This is a genomic window from Paenibacillus sp. PCH8 (assembly GCF_002968835.1).
Lineage (GTDB): Bacteria > Bacillota > Bacilli > Paenibacillales > Paenibacillaceae > Paenibacillus.
In genome coordinates this window covers 1,188,724-1,206,684 of the sequence record NZ_PKQK01000001.1, presented here as the reverse complement: position 1 = coordinate 1,206,684, position 17,961 = coordinate 1,188,724, and the positions used below count along the sequence as shown (strand labels likewise).

Genomic DNA, 17,961 nt, shown 5'->3' with positions numbered 1-17,961 from the left:
AGCGAAGGTGACGACGAGGTTAGCCCTATGAAACAGCGGATGACGCTGTCCCGATAAAGGAGAGGATCGCAGGTGGAAGCTCTGGCTTTAGAGCGCAAGGCTGAGATGAACCGGGAGCTGCGTGAGCGGCTGATGGAATTGAAGAAGGAACGTAATGCTATTATTCTTGCTCATTATTATCAACGTGACGAGGTTCAAGAGGTTGCGGACTTCCGCGGGGATTCATTCCTGCTGGCACAAAAAGCAGCTCAGACCGATGCGGATGTTATCGTTTTCTGTGGTGTTCACTTTATGGGTGAAAGCGCTAAAATTCTGGCGCCTAACAAAACCGTTATAATCCCGGATGAGCGTGCAGGCTGCCCAATGGCAGACATGGTTAATGTAGAGGGGCTACGCAAACTGAAAGCGCAACACCCCAACGCCAAAGTTGTCACATATATCAATTCCTCGGCTGAGATCAAAGCAGAGACTGATATCTGTTGTACGTCTGCGAACGCAGTCCGAGTTATTCAATCGGTTGATTCTGACGAGATCATTTGGGTCCCGGATAAAAACCTGGGACATTATGTGCAACAGCATACAGACAAGAAAATGATTATCTGGGAAGGGTACTGCAACACCCATGATATGTTGACGGTCAAAGATGTGGTTGAGATGAGAGCCAAGCATCCCCAGGCAGAGTTTGTTGTTCATCCTGAATGCCGCCCTGAGGTTGTGGAGATGGGTGACTTTGTGGGCAGTACAACAGCCATTCTGGAGTATTGCAAAAATTCATCAGCCAAGGAGTTTATCGTAGGTACTGAAGACGGCACTGGATATCAGCTTCGTCTGGATAGCCCGGATAAACAGTTCCATTTCGCTACGAAGTTCCTCGTATGTCCTAATATGAAGGTCAACAACTTGAAGAAACTGGTTAAATGCCTGGAAACGATGAAGCCACAAATCTATGTACCACCGGCTGTTGCCGACAAGGCCAGAGAATCACTAGAGCGCATGTTACTGGTGAAGTAGCATGCGCTACTCTTGCTCCAAGACAGGTGAATGACATGATACCGCAATATTTAGTTGACTTTGATCTATCTGCGCTACCGACGGTAGAGATGGATGTGCTGGTGATAGGTTCAGGGATTGCTGGCTTGTTCACTGCAATTAAGGCAAGTGAACAACAACGTGTTTTAATGATCACGAAGAAGTCCTTACTTGAAAGTAACACCCGGTACGCGCAGGGAGGAATCGCTGCAGTTATTGCTGAGGATGATTCACCTGCCTATCACTTGCAAGACACACTTATTGCTGGAGCGGGTTTATGCCGCTCTGAAGCGGTAGAGGTATTGGTGAATGAGGGTCCAGACGGAGTCAAGGAACTGATTCGTTTGGGTACCTTGTTTGACCTGGAGAACGGCGAGTTGGCGTTGACGCAGGAAGGTGCGCATAGCCACCGCCGTATTTTGCATGCCAACGGGGATGCAACGGGATATGAGATCGTACGTGCGCTTGCGGTCGAAGTGAATGAACATCCCGGGATTGAAGTATGGGATGAGCATTTTGTTATTGACCTGATTACAGATCGAGAACGAGGGGAATGCATCGGTGCCCTCATCCAGAAGGAAGATGGATCGCAAGTGTTCGTGAAGGCACAGGCTACCGTTCTTTGTTCGGGTGGGGCAGGACAGTTATATCGATATACGACGAATCCGGATGTGGCGACTGCCGATGGGATAGCCATGGCTTATCGTGCCGGTGCTGTTGTCCGTGACATGGAGTTCATCCAATTCCACCCGACTTCCCTTTGTTACCCAGGAGCACCGCGCTTCCTGATATCAGAAGCCGTGCGTGGTGAAGGGGCATTTTTGCGAAATGTGAAGGGCGAACGGTTCATGGAACGTTATCATACTCAACTTGAACTGGCACCGCGTGACATTGTCGCACGAGCTATCGTCAGTGAGATGGAGTCCACCAACAGCATCTTTGTGTATTTGGATATTACTCATGAACGACCAGAGATGATCAAGCATCGGTTTCCTACCATATATGAGACTTGCATGCGTTATGGGTTGGATATGACAACCGATTGGATTCCTGTTGCACCTGCTGCCCATTATATGATGGGTGGAGTGAAAACGGATCTTAGTGGGGAAAGCAGCATCTCACGGTTATTTGCTTGTGGTGAGGTGTCTTCTACAGGCGTACACGGTGCTAATCGTCTGGCGAGCAACTCCTTGTCTGAAGCGATTGTATTTGGCCGGAGAATCGTAGACCGTATTCAATCTCTTCCTCCACTTGCTTCATCGCCAGTAAGAAGTGCAGCATCTTCGTCTGTGAATATGCATAGCAAGAGTCAAGATGAACAGAAACCGATATCCGAAAGACGGTTGCGGCTGCAGAAAATGATGGTTCGTCAGGTAGGCTTGCGCCGGAATGGTGAGAACCTGCAGAAGGCAATGGATAAGCTGCAACAAGAATTGCAATTTTTTGATCAGACACTGACACATAAGGAAGAGCTGGAGTATGCGAATCTTCTAACCTGCGCCTGGCTAGTTACCAGTGGTGCATTACACCGTGAGGAGAGCCGAGGGGCTCACTATCGTGAGGATTTCCCGGCACGGAATGATATCGTATGGCAGAAGCATAGTCTGCAGCAGCGAGAACAAGCGATTCTGGAGGAATGGATGTCATGATACTGAACGGATATAATGAAGGACTTATCGAATCAATCAAGAACTGGCTTCGAGAAGATGTCGGTGCAGGGGACGTTACAACAAGTGTGACGATTCCGGCGGGCAATCAATCCAAGGCAGTTATACATGCTAAAGATAATGGAATCATTGCGGGAATTACCGTAGCCGGACTCGTATTTCAGATCGTCGATCCTGAACTTGTGTTCACACCTATGGTGAAAGATGGCGATGAGGTCACCCATGGCACGATTTTGGCTGAGGTAGAGGGAAGTACACATTCTTTGCTAACGGGTGAACGTCTGGCTCTAAACCTGTTGCAGCGCATGTCGGGAATTGCTACTCGAACGCGTTCCTATGTAAATGTGTTGGATGGCCTTGAGACCAGATTGGTGGATACACGTAAGACAACACCGGGTCACCGATTGCTTGAAAAGTATGCTGTACGTGTGGGTGGCGGAGCGAATCATCGGTTCGGCTTGTATGATGCGGTTATGATTAAGGACAACCATATCAAGGGTGCAGGTGGAATTATTGCAGCGGTACAGCGTGCGCGAGCCGTTATTCCCCATACGATGACGATTGAGGTGGAGACTGAAAATCTGGAACAGGTGAGAGAAGCCTTGCAAGCCGAGGCAGATATCATTATGCTGGATAACATGCATCCTGATCGGATGCGTGAAGCAGTTAAGCTCGTTCGTGAGCAGGCTCCACATGTGAAGATTGAAGCATCCGGCAACGTCTCACTGAATACCATTCGTGGTATTGCGGAAAGTGGAGTGGATGTAATCTCAGTTGGCAGGTTAACCTATTCTTTTGAGAGTCTGGATATCAGCCTGGATTTAAACGAAAAGAAAGAGGGGTGAACCTCTTTGATTCTAGTTGTAGACGTGGGGAACAGCAATATGGTGCTCGGTGTATATCAAGGCCGGGAATTGCTGCACCACTTTCGTCTGAGTACATCGCGTCAGTCAACAGTGGATGAATACGGCGTATTAATTTATAATTTATTTCATATGTCTGGTATCCGGGCACGTGAGATTGAAGGTGTGATCATTTCATCTGTGGTTCCTCCGCTGGTGAATGTGATTGAAGCAATGTGCGAGAAATATGTGGGCAAAAAGCCGCTGCTCGTGGGGCCTGGCATCAAAACGGGCTTGAACCTGCGGTACGAGAACCCGCGCGAAGTTGGCGCAGATCGTATTGTTAATGCAGTGGCAGCCGTTGAAAAGTATGGCGGTCCTCTCGTTGTAGTCGATTTCGGCACTGCGACAACCTTTGACTGTATTGACGAGAAAGGTCATTACCTGGGGGGAGCCATCGTTCCCGGCATTCACATTGCCACCGAAGCGCTCTATGAGCGGGCATCCAAGTTGCCTCGCATTGAGCTGGAGAAACCCAAGAAGGTCATTGGTCGTAACACGATTCACGCGATGCAAGCAGGTATTATATATGGCTATGCAGGACAGGTGGATGGTATCGTAGAGCGCATTCGCGAAGAAATGGGAGCGAGGCCCAGAGTCATTGCAACGGGTGGTCTCGCATCACTTATTGCAGAAGAAACCCGTAGTATAGAGGAAGTAGATCCGCTGCTTACGCTTGAAGGGCTGCGTATCATCTATGAGCGGAACCGGGAAAGGTAAGCATAGAGACGGCATACAGCGGGCTGAGATTACAGCTTAAGTGTTGTGCCGTTTTTTCTGTGTTACTACTATTATGGCGATACGCCAAAGGAGGCTGAATGACTTGGAAAACAATAACAAGCATGACCGTTTAATTCGTGGTACAGCAATGAACGGAAAGGTAAGAGCCTTTGCAGTCGAGACTACGGAACTGGTTGAAGAACTACGCAGAAGACATGATACGTTTCCCACGGCTACAGCAGCCATGGGGCGTACAGTTACAACAGCAGCCATTATGGGAGCCATGCTAAAAGGTGAAGAGAAGCTAACGATACAAGTCAACGGTGATGGCCCAATTGGACAGATTGTAGCTGATGCCAATGCGAAAGGCGAGGTGCGGGGGTATGTCTCTAATCCACATGTACATCTGCCAAGTAATAGCGTGGGGAAACTGGACGTTGCAGGCGCGGTTGGAACCGAAGGCTTCATCAACATAACGAAGGATCTGGGACTGAAAGAGCCATACCGTGGCAGTGTGCCCATTATTTCTGGAGAACTGGGTGAAGATTTCACATACTATTTTGCCCAATCCGAACAGACACCTTCTGCTGTAGGGGTCGGTGTCCTTGTCGATACGGATCATTCCGTTATTGTCGCAGGAGGGTTCATTATGCAGCTGTTGCCGGGATTGACTGATCAAGAGATCACGGCAATCGAAAACGCTATTGGCGCATTGCCGCCAGTGACGACTTTGCTGGAACAGGGGCTTGAATTGGAAGAGTTGCTTCGCCGTTTACTGCCGGATGTACAGGTAATGGAAGGCATAGATATTCATTTCAGCTGTGAGTGTTCACGTGAGCGAGTAGAGAAGACGCTAATCAGCCTGGGCCAATCGGAAATGGAGCAATTAATTGAAGAAGAAGGTCAGGCTGAAGTGGTTTGCCAATTCTGTAATGAAGCTTATGATTTTAACAAAGAACAACTAATGACGATCCTAGAGCAAGCCAAGAACTGATTCATGCGGGGACGGGATGCGGAATGACAAGACAGGAAAAAGGGTTGTGGACGGCTGTAATTGTCTTAACGCTGGGTATGTTGGTCATGGGTACAGTGATGGCTTTGCATGGTCTCAGACAGGGAAAAGATGAGGCAGATGCATCCCATGATGCCAATACGGAAGAAGGAAGCGCCGTTGCAACGATCAATGGAGAAGTCATCACGGACAAGGAATGGTCAGATGCGCTGAAACGACGTTATGGCAGTGAGTTATTACTCCAGATGCTAAACCGTAAAGCCGTATATGCCGAAGCCATTGAACGTAAGCTAACCGTCACTCCTAAAGAGATTGCAAGGGAACTGGCTGCTGCGATGGAGGGATACGATTCAGAGAAATCATATTTTGACGAAATGAAGTCCCAATTGGGACTGTCGAAACAAGAGCTTGAATTGGAAGCTGGCTATAGGCTATTACTTGAAAAAATCGCCACGATTAGCATACAGATCAAAGATGCAGATATTGAGCATTACTGGACCGAGCACCGTGATGATTACGTTTCCCCCGAGAGATATGATTTGTCCATCATCGTAGTGAAAGAAGAAAAGGAAGCGGATTCCTTACTGGATGCATTGGAGAAGGGCGAAGACTTTGAAGAATCTGCTCGCAGGCAATCGACGGACAGTTTCTCTCGTGATGCTGGTGGGAGGTTGGGTTGGATTGAGCGGAATGATCCATTCCAGTCTGAAGAAATCCTTCAACTCGCTGCTGGACTGGAAGTGGGCGATATTGCAGGTCCAATTCCAGTGGAAGAGGGCTATGCTATCATCAGACTAAATGATAAAGAAGAACGCCAGGAGCAGTCGGCTGAAGAGGTTCGTGAGGAGATTCGAATGCAGCTGGCTCTGGGCCAGGCCGATCCGTTGCCACAGGTGGAGCAAATGCTGCGTAACAAGTACGAAGCCGTGATCCTGTCTGAGATTCCAGCCTCCTAATTTTCATCCGTGAGGATCGTTTGGTACTACTGCATCTTGATAAAAGACTCTGTCTACGGTCCTAAGGCCCAAGGCAGGGTGTTTTTTTTTGAGTACTCATATTGACAATAAGGGTTAACGTTGATAAGATGAAAATAATCAAATACCTACTCGTTTACTCGGATATAAAAGATTAACTTATGAACAAAGAAACTTTCGGAAACCTCCGTCCCGTCTGGAACGCTTAACAGAAAGGGATGGATTAACAGGATTTCCGCAGTTCTTCTATAACATCCAGAGGCTATCGGCCACACAGTATAGGGCAACAGGACTTATTAAGTAGTATTCATCCCACTAAGGAGGGCATTCATATGGCTAAAGTAGTTAATAACGTAACAGAACTCATCGGAGGTACTCCGCTTGTTCGTCTGAACCGTATCGTACCTGAAGGCAGTGCTGAAATATTCGTGAAGCTGGAGTACCAGAATCCAGGTTCAAGCGTGAAAGATCGTATCGCAATTAGCATTGTGGAAGAAGCGGAAAAAGACGGCACGCTGAAGCCGGGTGGTACCATCATTGAAGCAACAAGCGGTAACACGGGAATTGGAATAGCGATGGTGGCTGCAGCCAAAGGCTACAAGTCCGTTATTGTTATGCCTGAAACGATGAGTATGGAGCGTCGTAACTTGCTTCGCGCCTACGGATCTGAGCTTGTGCTCACGCCTGGAGCCGAAGGTATGAATGGTGCTGTCAAAAAAGCCGAAGAACTGTTGAAGGAAAACCCAACCTATTTCATGGCTGAGCAATTTAAAAATAAAGCCAACGTGAAAATCCACCGTGAAACGACCGGCCCTGAGATTGTTGAAGCGATTCAATCCGTGGGTGGTACGTTGGATGCTTTCGTTGCCGGAATTGGTACAGGTGGAACAATTACAGGTACAGGCGAAGTGTTGAAAGAAGCTTTCCCTGCTATTAAAATTGTTGCAGTTGAGCCAGCGGCTTCGCCAATTCTGGCAGGCGGCAAACCAGGACCTCACAAGATCCAGGGGATCGGTGCCAACTTTATCCCTGAGATTCTGGATCAGGAAATCTATGATGAGATCATTCACATTGAGAATGATGATGCCTTTGAAACAGCTCGTCAGGTAGCGAAGGAAGAGGGCATTCTGTCCGGTATTTCTTCCGGTGCAGCGATTCGCGCAGGTCTACAAGTTGCGAAACAGCTGGGCGCAGGCAAACGTGTTGTCGTGATCGTGCCAAGTAACGGCGAACGTTACCTCAGCACACCACTCTACAACTTCGAAGGCTAAGCCGACCAAAGACATAGCCAATCCTCCTTGCCCGCCTGATGGGTATGGGGGATTTTTTTGCGTAATGCTTTTAAAAGGAGCGGCGCTTTAGTATACTATCAGACAATAGAACTAGCGACAGATGGAGGGCGGCAGACCGCAATGACACACCTGATGACAACATACGCCGACTGGACGGATTGGGCTGGACAAGGCTGGAACATGATGCCTTATATCACCAAGTCGGAAGAGGGACCGTATCATGGCGGTTTACCGTTAACGTGGGAAGCAGCCTGGCAGCAGGCGTCACCTTATGCAATTGTGCTGGAGAATGGTAAAGGCGGGAGATATACATTTCTGGGGCTAGAACCCGTATCCGTTATTTCGGGTAAGGGTCAAGAAGCGGTTATTCATGAAGTGACTCAGGGAACCACCTCGACAGACAGCGGTAAACCGCTTGATGTATTGAAGAGATGGACGGCCCCATATAGCGCACCCAAGGTTACTGGGGCTCCAGACTTTGGGGGTGGATACGCAGGTTATCTTAGCTATGATGTAGCGAGATCGTTGGAGAAGCTGCCAGCGTTGGCTGAAGATAATCCGGCTCTGCCCGATTATTGGTGGATGCGTTTTGAAGAAATATGGGCATACGATCATGAGCAGCAGGCGCTCTTCTGTATGGTTCATCTGCATATAGAACCTAACCAGAACGAAACCGATCTTGGTAGCTTTTATGCATCGGCAGAAAGACGAGCAGCAGCGATGCAGCAACGTTGGGTTCATATTATGGGGTTTGCGCAGGCTGAGGAACAACAGCAGGCACTGGAACGCCGCAACAGGCAGATCGGTCGCAACCCACAACCCGAAGATGCACAGAGGGAATCCGAAGGGTGGGAGACCTCCTTTCCGCAGGAGGACTTCGAACAGGCTGTGCGCACGGTACAGGAGTATATCAGGCAGGGTGATGTGTTCCAGGTCAATCTGTCCTTGCGACAGGAAAAGCGGCTTCAATCGAGTGCTGAGCACATCTATGAATGGCTGCGCCTCGTGAATCCATCACCGTATATGGGCATGCTGCGCAGTCCGGACTTTCAACTGGTGAGCGGGTCACCCGAGCTGCTGGTCAAAGTGGATAATGGCAAAGTCAGTGCACGTCCCATTGCCGGGACCCGAAGAAGGGGCCTTAACGCCGCCGAGGATCAGGCCATGGCCGATGAACTGCTCAGTAGCGAGAAAGAGCGGGCAGAGCACATCATGTTGGTTGATTTGGAGCGTAACGATATTGGGCGTATTGCAGCTTACGGATCGGTTCATGTTCCTGAATTGATGACCATCGAGAGGTATTCCCATGTCATGCATCTTGTATCCCAGGTGGAGGGCAGGCTGGCAGAAGGATTATCTGTATTTGATGTCATCGCTGCCACATTCCCGGGTGGAACGATTACAGGTGCACCGAAAGTCCGTACCATGGAGATTATTGAGGAACTTGAGCCTGTGCGGAGGGGGCCTTATACGGGCTCCATCGGGTGGATAGATTACAGTGGGAACATGGAACTGAACATTATCATTCGTACTCTTGCCATTAAGGATGGTACGGGGTATGTGCAGGCTGGAGCAGGCATTGTTATTGATTCCGATCCATACCGGGAATACAAGGAATGCCGCAACAAGGCAAGAGCGATGATGAGAGCTGTGAATTACAGTGAGGAAGCGATGGAGAAGTCAGAACAACAGCAACCAGACGGCCTGAAGCTGGTAAAAAATAAATGAAGCAACCGTCACTTACATCGACGGAACAATAGGAGGAGCAGGCATATGATACTGGTTATCGATAATTATGATTCCTTCACGTACAACCTGGTTCAATATCTTGGAGAATTGGGTGAGACGGTGGAAGTTCACCGTAATGATGAGATTGATCTGGCAGGCATAGAGGCTCTGGCACCGGATCATATTCTGATCTCTCCTGGTCCATGTACGCCGAATGAGGCGGGGATTAGTCTGGCTGTCATCGACCACTTCAAAGGAAATATTCCGATCTTTGGTGTATGTCTTGGTCATCAGGCGATTGGACAAGCGTTTGGCGGCAACGTTATTCGCGCTGAGCGCATGATGCATGGCAAAACATCAGAGATGCACCATAATGGGACATCCGTATTTGTCGGATTGCCATCTCCGTTTACAGCTACCCGCTATCACTCCCTGATTGTGGAGCGTAGCAGCTTGCCCGACTGCCTGGAGATTACAGCAGAGACAACCGAAGGTGAGATTATGGGCCTGCGTCACAAAGAATATGCCATTGAAGGCGTTCAGTTCCACCCGGAATCCATTATTACAGACCACGGTCATCAGATGCTTCGCAACTTCCTGTCTCAACAGGTGAAGGTATAATATGCAATATGCCGCGATAAACGGAGCGTTGGTTCATATGGCGGCAGCCGTGGTTCCTGTAACGGATCACGGCTTTTTGTACGGACTAGGATTATTCGAGACGTTCCGGACGTATCGGGGTGTGCCCTATCTTCTGGAACGTCATCTGGAGCGTATGGCTTCAGGATGTAGGGAGTTGGGTATTCCTTTTACAACAACCGCAGCAGAAGTGACGGAATGGATTACCCGTCTGATGCATGCTAATGAACTTCAGGATGCTTACGTGCGTTACACGGTATCAGCGGGTGAAGCGCCATTGGGCCTCCCTTCTGGTGATTATATGAAACCCAATCATATCGTCCTGGCAAAAGCATTATCTGAACCTTCCCCCTCTCTATACGAGAACGGCAAAATGCTTCAACGTCTATCCACACCGCGTAATACGCCCGAAGGTGAAGTGCGATTCAAGTCGCTGCATTACATGAACAGTATTCTGGCGAAACGGGAGTTGAACGGACACGGGCAGCAGGTACAGGGTGCAGAAGGACTGCAACTAACCCGTGATGGTTATGTAGCTGAGGGTATTGTTAGCAATGTATTCTGGGTGCAGGAAAATGTACTATATACGCCAGCACTCACAACAGGCATTTTGCCGGGCATCACCAGAGCTGTGGTACTTGAAATCGCTAATCAGCGAGGTATTCCTTGCAAAGAAGTGCTAACCTCTTGGGATCATTTCCTGCAAGCAGATGAAATATTTCTAACAGGCTCCGTTACCGAACTCGTTCCAGTTACGACGTTGAGAGATCGGGACGGAGCCGAAACGATAATCAGCAACGGACACATAGGCCCGGTTACCGCGGCCCTTCTGGGTATGTACCGGCAGAAAGCGGGGTATACTTCATGACACTTACACCTGTCATCTATGAGCGAAACTATGCATGGGGACCAGCAGAATTGCAGCTGGGCGCACGAACTCAGATTATGGGCATTCTTAACGTCACACCGGACTCATTCTCGGATGGAGGACGTTATACCAACGTAGAGCGGGCAGTTGCCCAGGCAAAACAGATGATGGCGGATGGCGCGGACCTGATTGATATCGGCGGAGAGTCCACCCGTCCAGGTTCAGAGGTCGTCAACGCCGATGAAGAGCTTAGCCGGATCATTCCGGTGATTGAAGCATTGCATAAGCAAGCCCCGCATATCCCGATATCAGTAGACACATATAAGGCCGATGTTGCGCGTCAGGCCATTCTGGCTGGTGCTCATATCATTAATGATGTGTGGGGTGCAAAGGCAGATCCGAATATGGCCCATACTGCTGCAGAACTGGGATGCCCTATCATATTGATGCATAACCGACAGCAACGAGACTATACCCATTATCTGAATGATGTCGTCAGTGATCTGCAGGGAAGTATTCAGCTGGCAGTAGACGCGGGAGTGCAAACAGATCAGATTATATTGGACCCAGGTATTGGCTTCGTGAAGGATCTCGCAGAGAATCTGAAGCTCATGTCATCATTGGGGCTGCTGGGTGAGATGGGTTACCCGATCCTGCTCGCCACTTCACGCAAAAGATTCATCCAGAACACACTGGATGTCAGCGCGGATGATGCGTTGGAAGGTACAGCAGCAACCGTTGCATTTGGCATTGCCCAAGGCTGCCAGATGGTTCGGGTTCATGATGTGAAGCCGATGCGGCGGACGGCAGACATGTGTGATGCCATGTTATATGCTTCTCCGGGTATACGGAGGAAATAATACTGGCGGGTCGAGTGACCCGTCCAGTGTAAGCGCAGCGTTTTTCAAAGGCAAAGCAAAAAGATATCTTTAAATAGATCACTATTTCAATATATATAGAAGGCAGGCGGAGCCAGTGGACAGAATGGTATTGCACCGTATGGAGTATTACGGATATCATGGCGTTTTTGCAGAAGAACGGAAACTTGGGCAGCGGTATTATATTGATCTGGAGATTGATATGGACTTGGGAGAGGCTGGACGAAACGATGATCTGACCAAAACCATCAATTATGCGGAGATCCATGAGCTGGTCAAACAGATCGTCGAAAATAAATCATTTCAGTTAATTGAAGCTTTGGGCGAACATATTGCATCTTCTTTACTAGACACTTATACTGTTATCAATGCACTGACAGTCAAGGTGACGAAGCCACATCCGCCATTCGATATTCATTTTGAGGGCGTAACGGTAGAGCTTCGCCGCACAAGAAAGTGAGAACCGATCATGATTGCACATTCGACCTCTGAATCTTCAGAGGCTTATATTGCTTTAGGGGCTAATTTGGGAGACCGGGAACAGACGCTGCTTGAAGCATTGTCATTGCTGGATGCGAACCCTCATATATCCGTTTTGCGCTGTTCTGCGCTGTATGAGACGGAGCCTGTAGGATATGTAGACCAACCTGCATTTCTGAATATGGCAGTAGCCGTTCAGGCAAGCCTGACACCGGAGCAGTTGCTTACGGAATTACTGGATATCGAGAACCGGCTTGGACGAGTTCGTGACATTCGCTGGGGCCCACGCACTGTGGATCTGGATTTGCTCTGGATGCAAGGAGAGACGCGGGATACGGAAGTGCTCCAATTGCCTCACCCACGTATGGGAGAAAGGGCTTTTGTACTCGTGCCGCTGTTGGATATCGTACCTGAGGGCGAGGATTCAGGTTTGTATACCTTTGTACACTCATCGTTGTCTGTACTGGATGGAAAGGATGGAATACAGCTTTGGAAAACATGCAATTGGCCAATCGCATCCGGGCATTCCGGAAGCTGAAGGGTTTAACACAACATGAGCTTGCTGCTGAGACCGGCATCTCGCTGGCCATTCTGGGAACCATTGAGCGGGGAAACCGTAAGGTATCCCCGCAAGAACTGGATCGGATTGCCGGTGTGCTGTCGATCAGTATCGAGGAATTAAAGGGCAAATAAAACCGTTTCGTTTTCAATTTGCCCTAACAACAAAGAACACTAATCGATCTTTAATCGTTGAACTATACAACCAGAATTCAATGCAAAATTCTTCGGATTTCAAAAGGAGTGGAACGAATACCGTGCTTAAAATTGGTGGCATTGAAATGAAAAACCAGGTTGTACTTGCGCCGATGGCTGGCGTATGTAATCCGGCTTTTCGTTTGATCGCAAAAGAATTTGGAACAGGCCTCGTGTGTGCGGAGATGGTGAGTGGCAAAGCCATCGTGCATGGCAACCAGCGTACACGGGAGATGTTGTTTGTCGATGAGCGTGAGAAACCACTGAGCCTTCAGATTTTTGGGGGAGATCGTGACTCGCTCGTAGAAGCAGCCAAAATTGTAGACAAAGAAACAAATGCAGATATTATCGATATCAATATGGGATGTCCCGTGCCGAAAGTGACGAAGTGTGATGCAGGTGCACGTTGGTTGCTCGATCCGAACAAAATCTACGAGATGGTGTCTGCTGTAGTGGACGCAGTTGAGAAGCCGGTGACGGTCAAGATGCGTATCGGCTGGGATAACGAGCATATCTTCGTGGTTGAGAATGCACTTGCGGTTGAACGCGCTGGCGGACAGGCGGTAAGTGTGCACGGTCGCACACGTGAGCAACTCTATACAGGTACAGCAGATTGGTCACATATCAAAAATGTAAAAGAGGCTGTCTCCATCCCGGTGATCGGCAATGGTGATGTCCATACACCAGAGGATGCACGCCGTATGCTAGACGAAACGGGTTGTGATGGCGTTATGATTGGTCGGGCTGCCTTGGGTAATCCATGGATGCTGTATCGTACCATTCAATACTTAAGTACGGGTGAATTGCTACCTGACCCGAACGGGGAAGAGAAGATTCGTGTAGCCATCCTGCATATGGATCGCCTGATCGCATTGAAGAATGAAACGGTAGCTGTACGCGAGATGCGCAAACATCTGGCTTGGTACCTCAAAGGCTTGAAAGGATCGGCTCGCATTAAGGACATTATTATGGAAGAAACCAAGCGCGATGAGATGGTTCACATACTGGAGAGTTTTGTAAGTCAGCTCAGAACAGAAGGTAATCTGGAGTCAGAACCAGCAATTGTCGGAAGTGCTTCTTAATCAGGTTGTAGAACATTTACAGCCATATGGGATGTAACATTGACTTTTCGAGACCGTTCCCCTATAATTTCACAGTATAAATTCGCCATGTGCGTTAATAAAGCTAGTGCATCAGGAGGAATATTCTATTTCTCTGGAGAACTTCATATAGTTTTGAAGATGTATGCGGGCGGAGCTCTGTAATAAGCACTGATTCCGTTGCCGTACAATCAAATTATTCCCATGACAGGAGAATCGGTTGAGATGAGCGACAAGGAAGTTATCCTTACACCAGAAGGACTTAAGAAGCTGGAAGAAGAACTGGAAACATTGAAATCAGTGAAGCGCCGCGAAGTGGCTGAACGGATTAAGGTAGCCATCGGTTATGGAGATATCAGTGAAAACTCCGAGTACGAAGATGCCAAGAACGAACAGGCTTTCATTGAAGGTCGAGTTATTACTTTGGAGAAATTACTTCGGAATGCGCGGATTATTAACAGTGACGAGATTAATACTGAAGTGGTAAGTGTGGGTGCAACAGTCACTGTGGAAGATTTGGAATTCGGCGATATCACAGAATATACGATTGTAGGTTCTGCAGAGGCAAATCCGCTTCAAAACAAAATATCGAACGAAAGCCCTGTCGGAAAAGCCATTCTGGGTAAAAAAAGAGGTACGGTTGTTGATGTAAGCGTGCCTGCGGGCGTCATTCAATATAAAATTGTAGATATTCAAAAAAAGTAATATAGCAATGAAGCAGTCGAGCACTGAGACAAAAGCTTCCTTAGGGAAGCTTTTTTCAACATGAGAGGGTTATCTACCTTCTGAGGTGCCTGCCATGTAAATAAGGAGATGAATATAGATCATGACGGATGAAGTCTTGAATCAGGAAACCGAACTTAGCGAGCTTTTGCAAATTCGCCGTGACAAATTGGACGAGCTCCGCAAATTGGGCATCGACCCTTTTGGCCAAAAATACGTACGCACGGAAGAAGCCGGCTCCATTCTGAAGAAGTATGAAGAACTGACCAAAGAAGAGCTGGAAGAGAAGCACATCGAAGTCAGTATTGCCGGACGGATTATGGCGAAGCGGGGAATGGGCAAGGCAAGCTTTGCACACATTCAGGACCTGAGCGGCCGAATCCAGATCTATGTTCGTCAGGACTCGGTGCCAGAAGACAAATATGCGGCCTTTAGCCTGCTGGATCTTGGCGATATCGTCGGAATTCAAGGCGTAATTTTCAAAACCAAAACAGGTGAGACATCCGTCAAAGTTAAAAATTTGGAAGTGCTGTCGAAATCGCTCTATCCGCTTCCGGATAAATTTCATGGTCTTACGGACGTAGAGCTGCGGTACCGCCAGCGTTATGTTGACCTGATTATGAGCCCGGACGTACAACAGACCTTCATCTTACGTTCCAAAATCATTCAATCGATGCGTCGTTATCTGGACTCCCTGGGATATCTGGAAGTCGAGACACCAACACTGCACACCATTGCAGGCGGTGCGGCGGCACGTCCGTTTATCACACATCACAATGCGCTCGATATGGAATTGTACATGCGGATCGCCATTGAACTTCACCTGAAACGCCTGATCGTTGGCGGATTGGAGAAGGTATATGAGATTGGCCGTGTATACCGGAACGAAGGCATGTCGACACGTCACAATCCGGAATTTACGATGATTGAACTGTATGAGGCATATGCGGACTACAAGGATATCATGCATTTGACGGAGAATCTGGTTGCCCATATCGCACAGGAAGTACTGGGTAAGCAAGTGATCCAGTATGGAGATTATGAGGTGAATCTTAAACCGCAATGGCGTCGTGTTACGATGGTGGATGCAGTTAAGGAAGTTGTGGGCGTAGACTTCTCCGTGCACATGACGGATGAGGAAGCTCATAGCTTGGCGAAAGAGCATAAAGTTCCGGTTGAAAAACATATGACATTCGGTCATATTCTGAATGCATTCTTCGAGCAGTTCGTGGAAGAGACGTTGATTCAACCGACATTCATTATGGGACATCCCCTGGAGATCTCACCACTGGCGAAGAAAAATGATGTGGACCCACGCTTCACGGACCGCTTCGAGTTGTTCATCGTTGGACGCGAGCACGCGAATGCCTTCACCGAGCTGAATGATCCGATCGATCAGCGTCAGCGCTTTGAAGCACAGATGCTGGAGAAAGAACATGGGAACGACGAGGCTCATGAAATGGATGACGATTTCATCCGTGCGCTCGAATATGGTATGCCGCCAACAGGCGGACTGGGAATCGGGATTGATCGTCTGATCATGCTGCTCACCAACTCCCCATCGATTCGTGACGTACTGCTTTTCCCGCACATGCGTCCTCGCACGCAAGATTAAATAAGGAACGTATTATTCGTTCATAATAGAAGAGGAACCTGCCGTTCAGTATCATGCTGGGGCAAGTTCCTCTTTAGGTTTACATAGGCGCTATTGTATAGGTTGAGTTCCGATTTGCTTCCCAGTTCGTATTTTGTTAAAAGAGGTGCCCTTCATGAAGTTCAGGCTTCACTTTGCCCGATTTTTATCCCCCCCGTTAATCCTGGTCGGCGGTTTTCTATTGATCATTGCGATTGGAACGGTGCTTCTCATGTTGCCGATCTCTAACCAAAGCGGTAAGCATTTGGCGTTTATTGATGCTCTCTTTACATCAACCTCTGCAGCATGTGTAACTGGGCTAGTCGTGGTGGATGTAGGGACTACCTTTAATCTGTTCGGTCAGATCGTAATTATGGTACTAATGCAGCTTGGTGGACTCGGCTTCATGACTATAGCTACTCTCTTTGCACTGGTATTGGGTAAGCGGATTTCACTCAAGGACAGGCTGTTGCTCAAGGAAGCCATTAATGCAGACAGTATGGAGGGTATCGTACGCATTATCCGTAAGGTGTTGATTTTCTCCTTTACCATTGAGGGAGTGGCAGCTGTCATACTGGCACTGCGCTGGGCGTCGGAGATGCCTTTGGGCCAAGCCGTATACTATGGAATATTTCATTCCGTTTCATTGTTTAACAACGGGGGCTTCGATCTGTTCGGCAACAGCTTCCAATACTACACTGGAGATTGGACGTTCAATCTGACTGCTTCCATACTTGTTATCTCTGGTGGACTTGGTTTTGTGGTATTGAATGATCTGTTTGAATATCGGAAACGCCGCCGCTTATCTCTTCAGTCCAAGCTGGTGCTTTCTGTATCGGGAGCACTGATAGGCATAGGAGCAATTGTGCTGTTTGTTTTCGAATTCACCAATGGACATACGCTGGCTTCACTCACCTGGATTGAGAAGATCTATGCAGCATTCTTCCAGTCGGTCTCTACTCGTTCGTCCGGAACAAGTACGATTGATATCACGGAGATGAGACAGGCCACCCAGTTCTTCTTCATCCTGCTGATGTTTATCGGGGCTTCCCCGGGTTCGACGGGTGGCGGGATTAAGACGACTACATTCCTGATCATGATTGGAGCAGTGTATGCCATGATTCGTGGCAATAAGGATATCGTATTTTTTCGCCAACGTGTTCCGAAAGAGTTACTTATGAGAGCGTTGACCATTATTATGGTTTCTCTGATTATATTCATGATTGTGGTGATGCTTCTGCTTACGACTGAGGATGCACCGTTCCTTTCACTTATGTTTGAAGCGGCTTCCGCAATCGGTACCGTGGGGCTCTCCGTGGGAGTGACACATGAATTGACCAATTGGGGAAAGATCATTATTACCTTTACCATGTTTGTGGGTCGCATTGGGCCATTAACCATAGCGTATGCCCTTCGTCCGCGCAAAGAGAAGAAACTGTATCGTCATCCGGAGGGCCGGATCATTATCGGATAAAAAGAAAAACCGTCAGACATTCAGAGCTAGTCCTGTTACGTTTACAGGCCTTAGTTACAATGAATGTGCTACGGTTTTTTTTATTTATG

At 48.3% G+C, this 17,961-nt stretch carries 18 protein-coding genes; all 18 read left to right on the top strand.

What is annotated here, in order from left to right; genetic code table 11:
• Positions 1-72: 72 nt before the first annotated feature.
• Positions 73-1,011 (top strand): quinolinate synthase NadA, encoded by a 939-nt coding sequence (gene nadA / locus C0Q44_RS05405; RefSeq protein WP_105406361.1) that lies wholly within the window; start codon positions 73-75, stop codon positions 1,009-1,011.
• Positions 1,012-1,046: 35 nt separating this feature from the next.
• A complete protein-coding gene (gene nadB, locus C0Q44_RS05400; protein ID WP_105406360.1) occupies positions 1,047-2,678 on the top strand; it encodes an L-aspartate oxidase in 1,632 nt (543 codons plus the stop codon).
• Complete coding sequence (gene nadC / locus C0Q44_RS05395; protein WP_105406359.1) at positions 2,675-3,541, top strand: carboxylating nicotinate-nucleotide diphosphorylase; 867 nt, start codon at positions 2,675-2,677, stop codon at positions 3,539-3,541. The genes nadB and nadC overlap by 4 nt, the downstream gene beginning before the upstream one ends.
• 6 nt (positions 3,542-3,547) lie before the next feature.
• Positions 3,548-4,318: a type III pantothenate kinase gene (locus tag C0Q44_RS05390; protein ID WP_105406358.1), complete on the top strand. Its 771-nt coding sequence runs from the start codon at positions 3,548-3,550 to the stop codon at positions 4,316-4,318.
• A gap of 103 nt (positions 4,319-4,421) precedes the next feature.
• Entirely contained in the window at positions 4,422-5,312 is an 891-nt protein-coding gene (gene hslO, locus C0Q44_RS05385; protein WP_258166179.1) for an Hsp33 family molecular chaperone HslO, read from the top strand.
• 23 nt (positions 5,313-5,335) lie between these two features.
• Positions 5,336-6,286: a peptidyl-prolyl cis-trans isomerase gene (locus tag C0Q44_RS05380; protein WP_105406356.1), complete on the top strand. Its 951-nt coding sequence runs from the start codon at positions 5,336-5,338 to the stop codon at positions 6,284-6,286.
• Between the two features lie 350 nt (positions 6,287-6,636).
• Entirely contained in the window at positions 6,637-7,575 is a 939-nt protein-coding gene (cysK, locus tag C0Q44_RS05375; protein ID WP_105406355.1) for a cysteine synthase A, read from the top strand.
• 141 nt (positions 7,576-7,716) lie between these two features.
• On the top strand, positions 7,717-9,324 hold the full coding sequence (locus C0Q44_RS05370) for an anthranilate synthase component I family protein (RefSeq protein ID WP_105406354.1): 1,608 nt from the start codon (positions 7,717-7,719) through the stop codon (positions 9,322-9,324).
• 45 nt (positions 9,325-9,369) lie between these two features.
• Complete coding sequence (pabA, locus tag C0Q44_RS05365) at positions 9,370-9,945, top strand: aminodeoxychorismate/anthranilate synthase component II (protein WP_105406353.1); 576 nt, start codon at positions 9,370-9,372, stop codon at positions 9,943-9,945.
• A gap of 1 nt (position 9,946) precedes the next feature.
• Positions 9,947-10,831: an aminotransferase class IV gene (locus C0Q44_RS05360; RefSeq protein ID WP_105406352.1), complete on the top strand. Its 885-nt coding sequence runs from the start codon at positions 9,947-9,949 to the stop codon at positions 10,829-10,831.
• Complete coding sequence (gene folP / locus C0Q44_RS05355; protein ID WP_105406351.1) at positions 10,828-11,691, top strand: dihydropteroate synthase; 864 nt, start codon at positions 10,828-10,830, stop codon at positions 11,689-11,691. The genes C0Q44_RS05360 and folP overlap by 4 nt, the downstream gene beginning before the upstream one ends.
• A 115-nt stretch (positions 11,692-11,806) precedes the next feature.
• Positions 11,807-12,169 (top strand): dihydroneopterin aldolase, encoded by a 363-nt coding sequence (folB, locus tag C0Q44_RS05350; RefSeq protein ID WP_105406350.1) that lies wholly within the window; start codon positions 11,807-11,809, stop codon positions 12,167-12,169.
• Between the two features lie 9 nt (positions 12,170-12,178).
• Complete coding sequence (gene folK, locus C0Q44_RS05345) at positions 12,179-12,727, top strand: 2-amino-4-hydroxy-6-hydroxymethyldihydropteridine diphosphokinase (protein ID WP_105406349.1); 549 nt, start codon at positions 12,179-12,181, stop codon at positions 12,725-12,727.
• Positions 12,688-12,882, top strand: coding sequence for a helix-turn-helix domain-containing protein (locus tag C0Q44_RS05340; RefSeq protein WP_105406348.1), 195 nt, complete (start codon positions 12,688-12,690; stop codon positions 12,880-12,882). The genes folK and C0Q44_RS05340 overlap by 40 nt, the downstream gene beginning before the upstream one ends.
• A gap of 122 nt (positions 12,883-13,004) precedes the next feature.
• On the top strand, positions 13,005-14,024 hold the full coding sequence (dusB, locus tag C0Q44_RS05335) for a tRNA dihydrouridine synthase DusB (RefSeq protein WP_105406347.1): 1,020 nt from the start codon (positions 13,005-13,007) through the stop codon (positions 14,022-14,024).
• 243 nt (positions 14,025-14,267) lie between these two features.
• On the top strand, positions 14,268-14,747 hold the full coding sequence (greA, locus tag C0Q44_RS05330) for a transcription elongation factor GreA (protein WP_105406346.1): 480 nt from the start codon (positions 14,268-14,270) through the stop codon (positions 14,745-14,747).
• Positions 14,748-14,868: 121 nt separating this feature from the next.
• Positions 14,869-16,380 (top strand): lysine--tRNA ligase, encoded by a 1,512-nt coding sequence (lysS, locus tag C0Q44_RS05325; protein WP_105406345.1) that lies wholly within the window; start codon positions 14,869-14,871, stop codon positions 16,378-16,380.
• Between the two features lie 154 nt (positions 16,381-16,534).
• Positions 16,535-17,872: a TrkH family potassium uptake protein gene (locus C0Q44_RS05320; protein WP_105406344.1), complete on the top strand. Its 1,338-nt coding sequence runs from the start codon at positions 16,535-16,537 to the stop codon at positions 17,870-17,872.
• Positions 17,873-17,961 lie beyond the last annotated feature (89 nt).

Excerpts from the sequence above, each read along its gene's own strand:
- nadB (WP_105406360.1), top strand. The coding sequence starts at position 1,047 with ATGATACCGCAATATTTAGTTGACTTTGATCTATCTGCGCTACCGACG.
- nadC (WP_105406359.1), top strand. The coding sequence starts at position 2,675 with ATGATACTGAACGGATATAATGAAGGACTTATCGAATCAATCAAGAAC.
- C0Q44_RS05380 (WP_105406356.1), top strand. The coding sequence starts at position 5,336 with ATGACAAGACAGGAAAAAGGGTTGTGGACGGCTGTAATTGTCTTAACG.
- cysK (WP_105406355.1), top strand. The coding sequence starts at position 6,637 with ATGGCTAAAGTAGTTAATAACGTAACAGAACTCATCGGAGGTACTCCG.
- C0Q44_RS05370 (WP_105406354.1), top strand. The coding sequence starts at position 7,717 with ATGACACACCTGATGACAACATACGCCGACTGGACGGATTGGGCTGGA.
- pabA (WP_105406353.1), top strand. The coding sequence starts at position 9,370 with ATGATACTGGTTATCGATAATTATGATTCCTTCACGTACAACCTGGTT.
- C0Q44_RS05360 (WP_105406352.1), top strand. The coding sequence starts at position 9,947 with ATGCAATATGCCGCGATAAACGGAGCGTTGGTTCATATGGCGGCAGCC.
- folP (WP_105406351.1), top strand. The coding sequence starts at position 10,828 with ATGACACTTACACCTGTCATCTATGAGCGAAACTATGCATGGGGACCA.
- folK (WP_105406349.1), top strand. The coding sequence starts at position 12,179 with ATGATTGCACATTCGACCTCTGAATCTTCAGAGGCTTATATTGCTTTA.
- C0Q44_RS05340 (WP_105406348.1), top strand. The coding sequence starts at position 12,688 with ATGCAATTGGCCAATCGCATCCGGGCATTCCGGAAGCTGAAGGGTTTA.
- greA (WP_105406346.1), top strand. The coding sequence starts at position 14,268 with ATGAGCGACAAGGAAGTTATCCTTACACCAGAAGGACTTAAGAAGCTG.
- lysS (WP_105406345.1), top strand. The coding sequence starts at position 14,869 with ATGACGGATGAAGTCTTGAATCAGGAAACCGAACTTAGCGAGCTTTTG.
- C0Q44_RS05320 (WP_105406344.1), top strand. The coding sequence starts at position 16,535 with ATGAAGTTCAGGCTTCACTTTGCCCGATTTTTATCCCCCCCGTTAATC.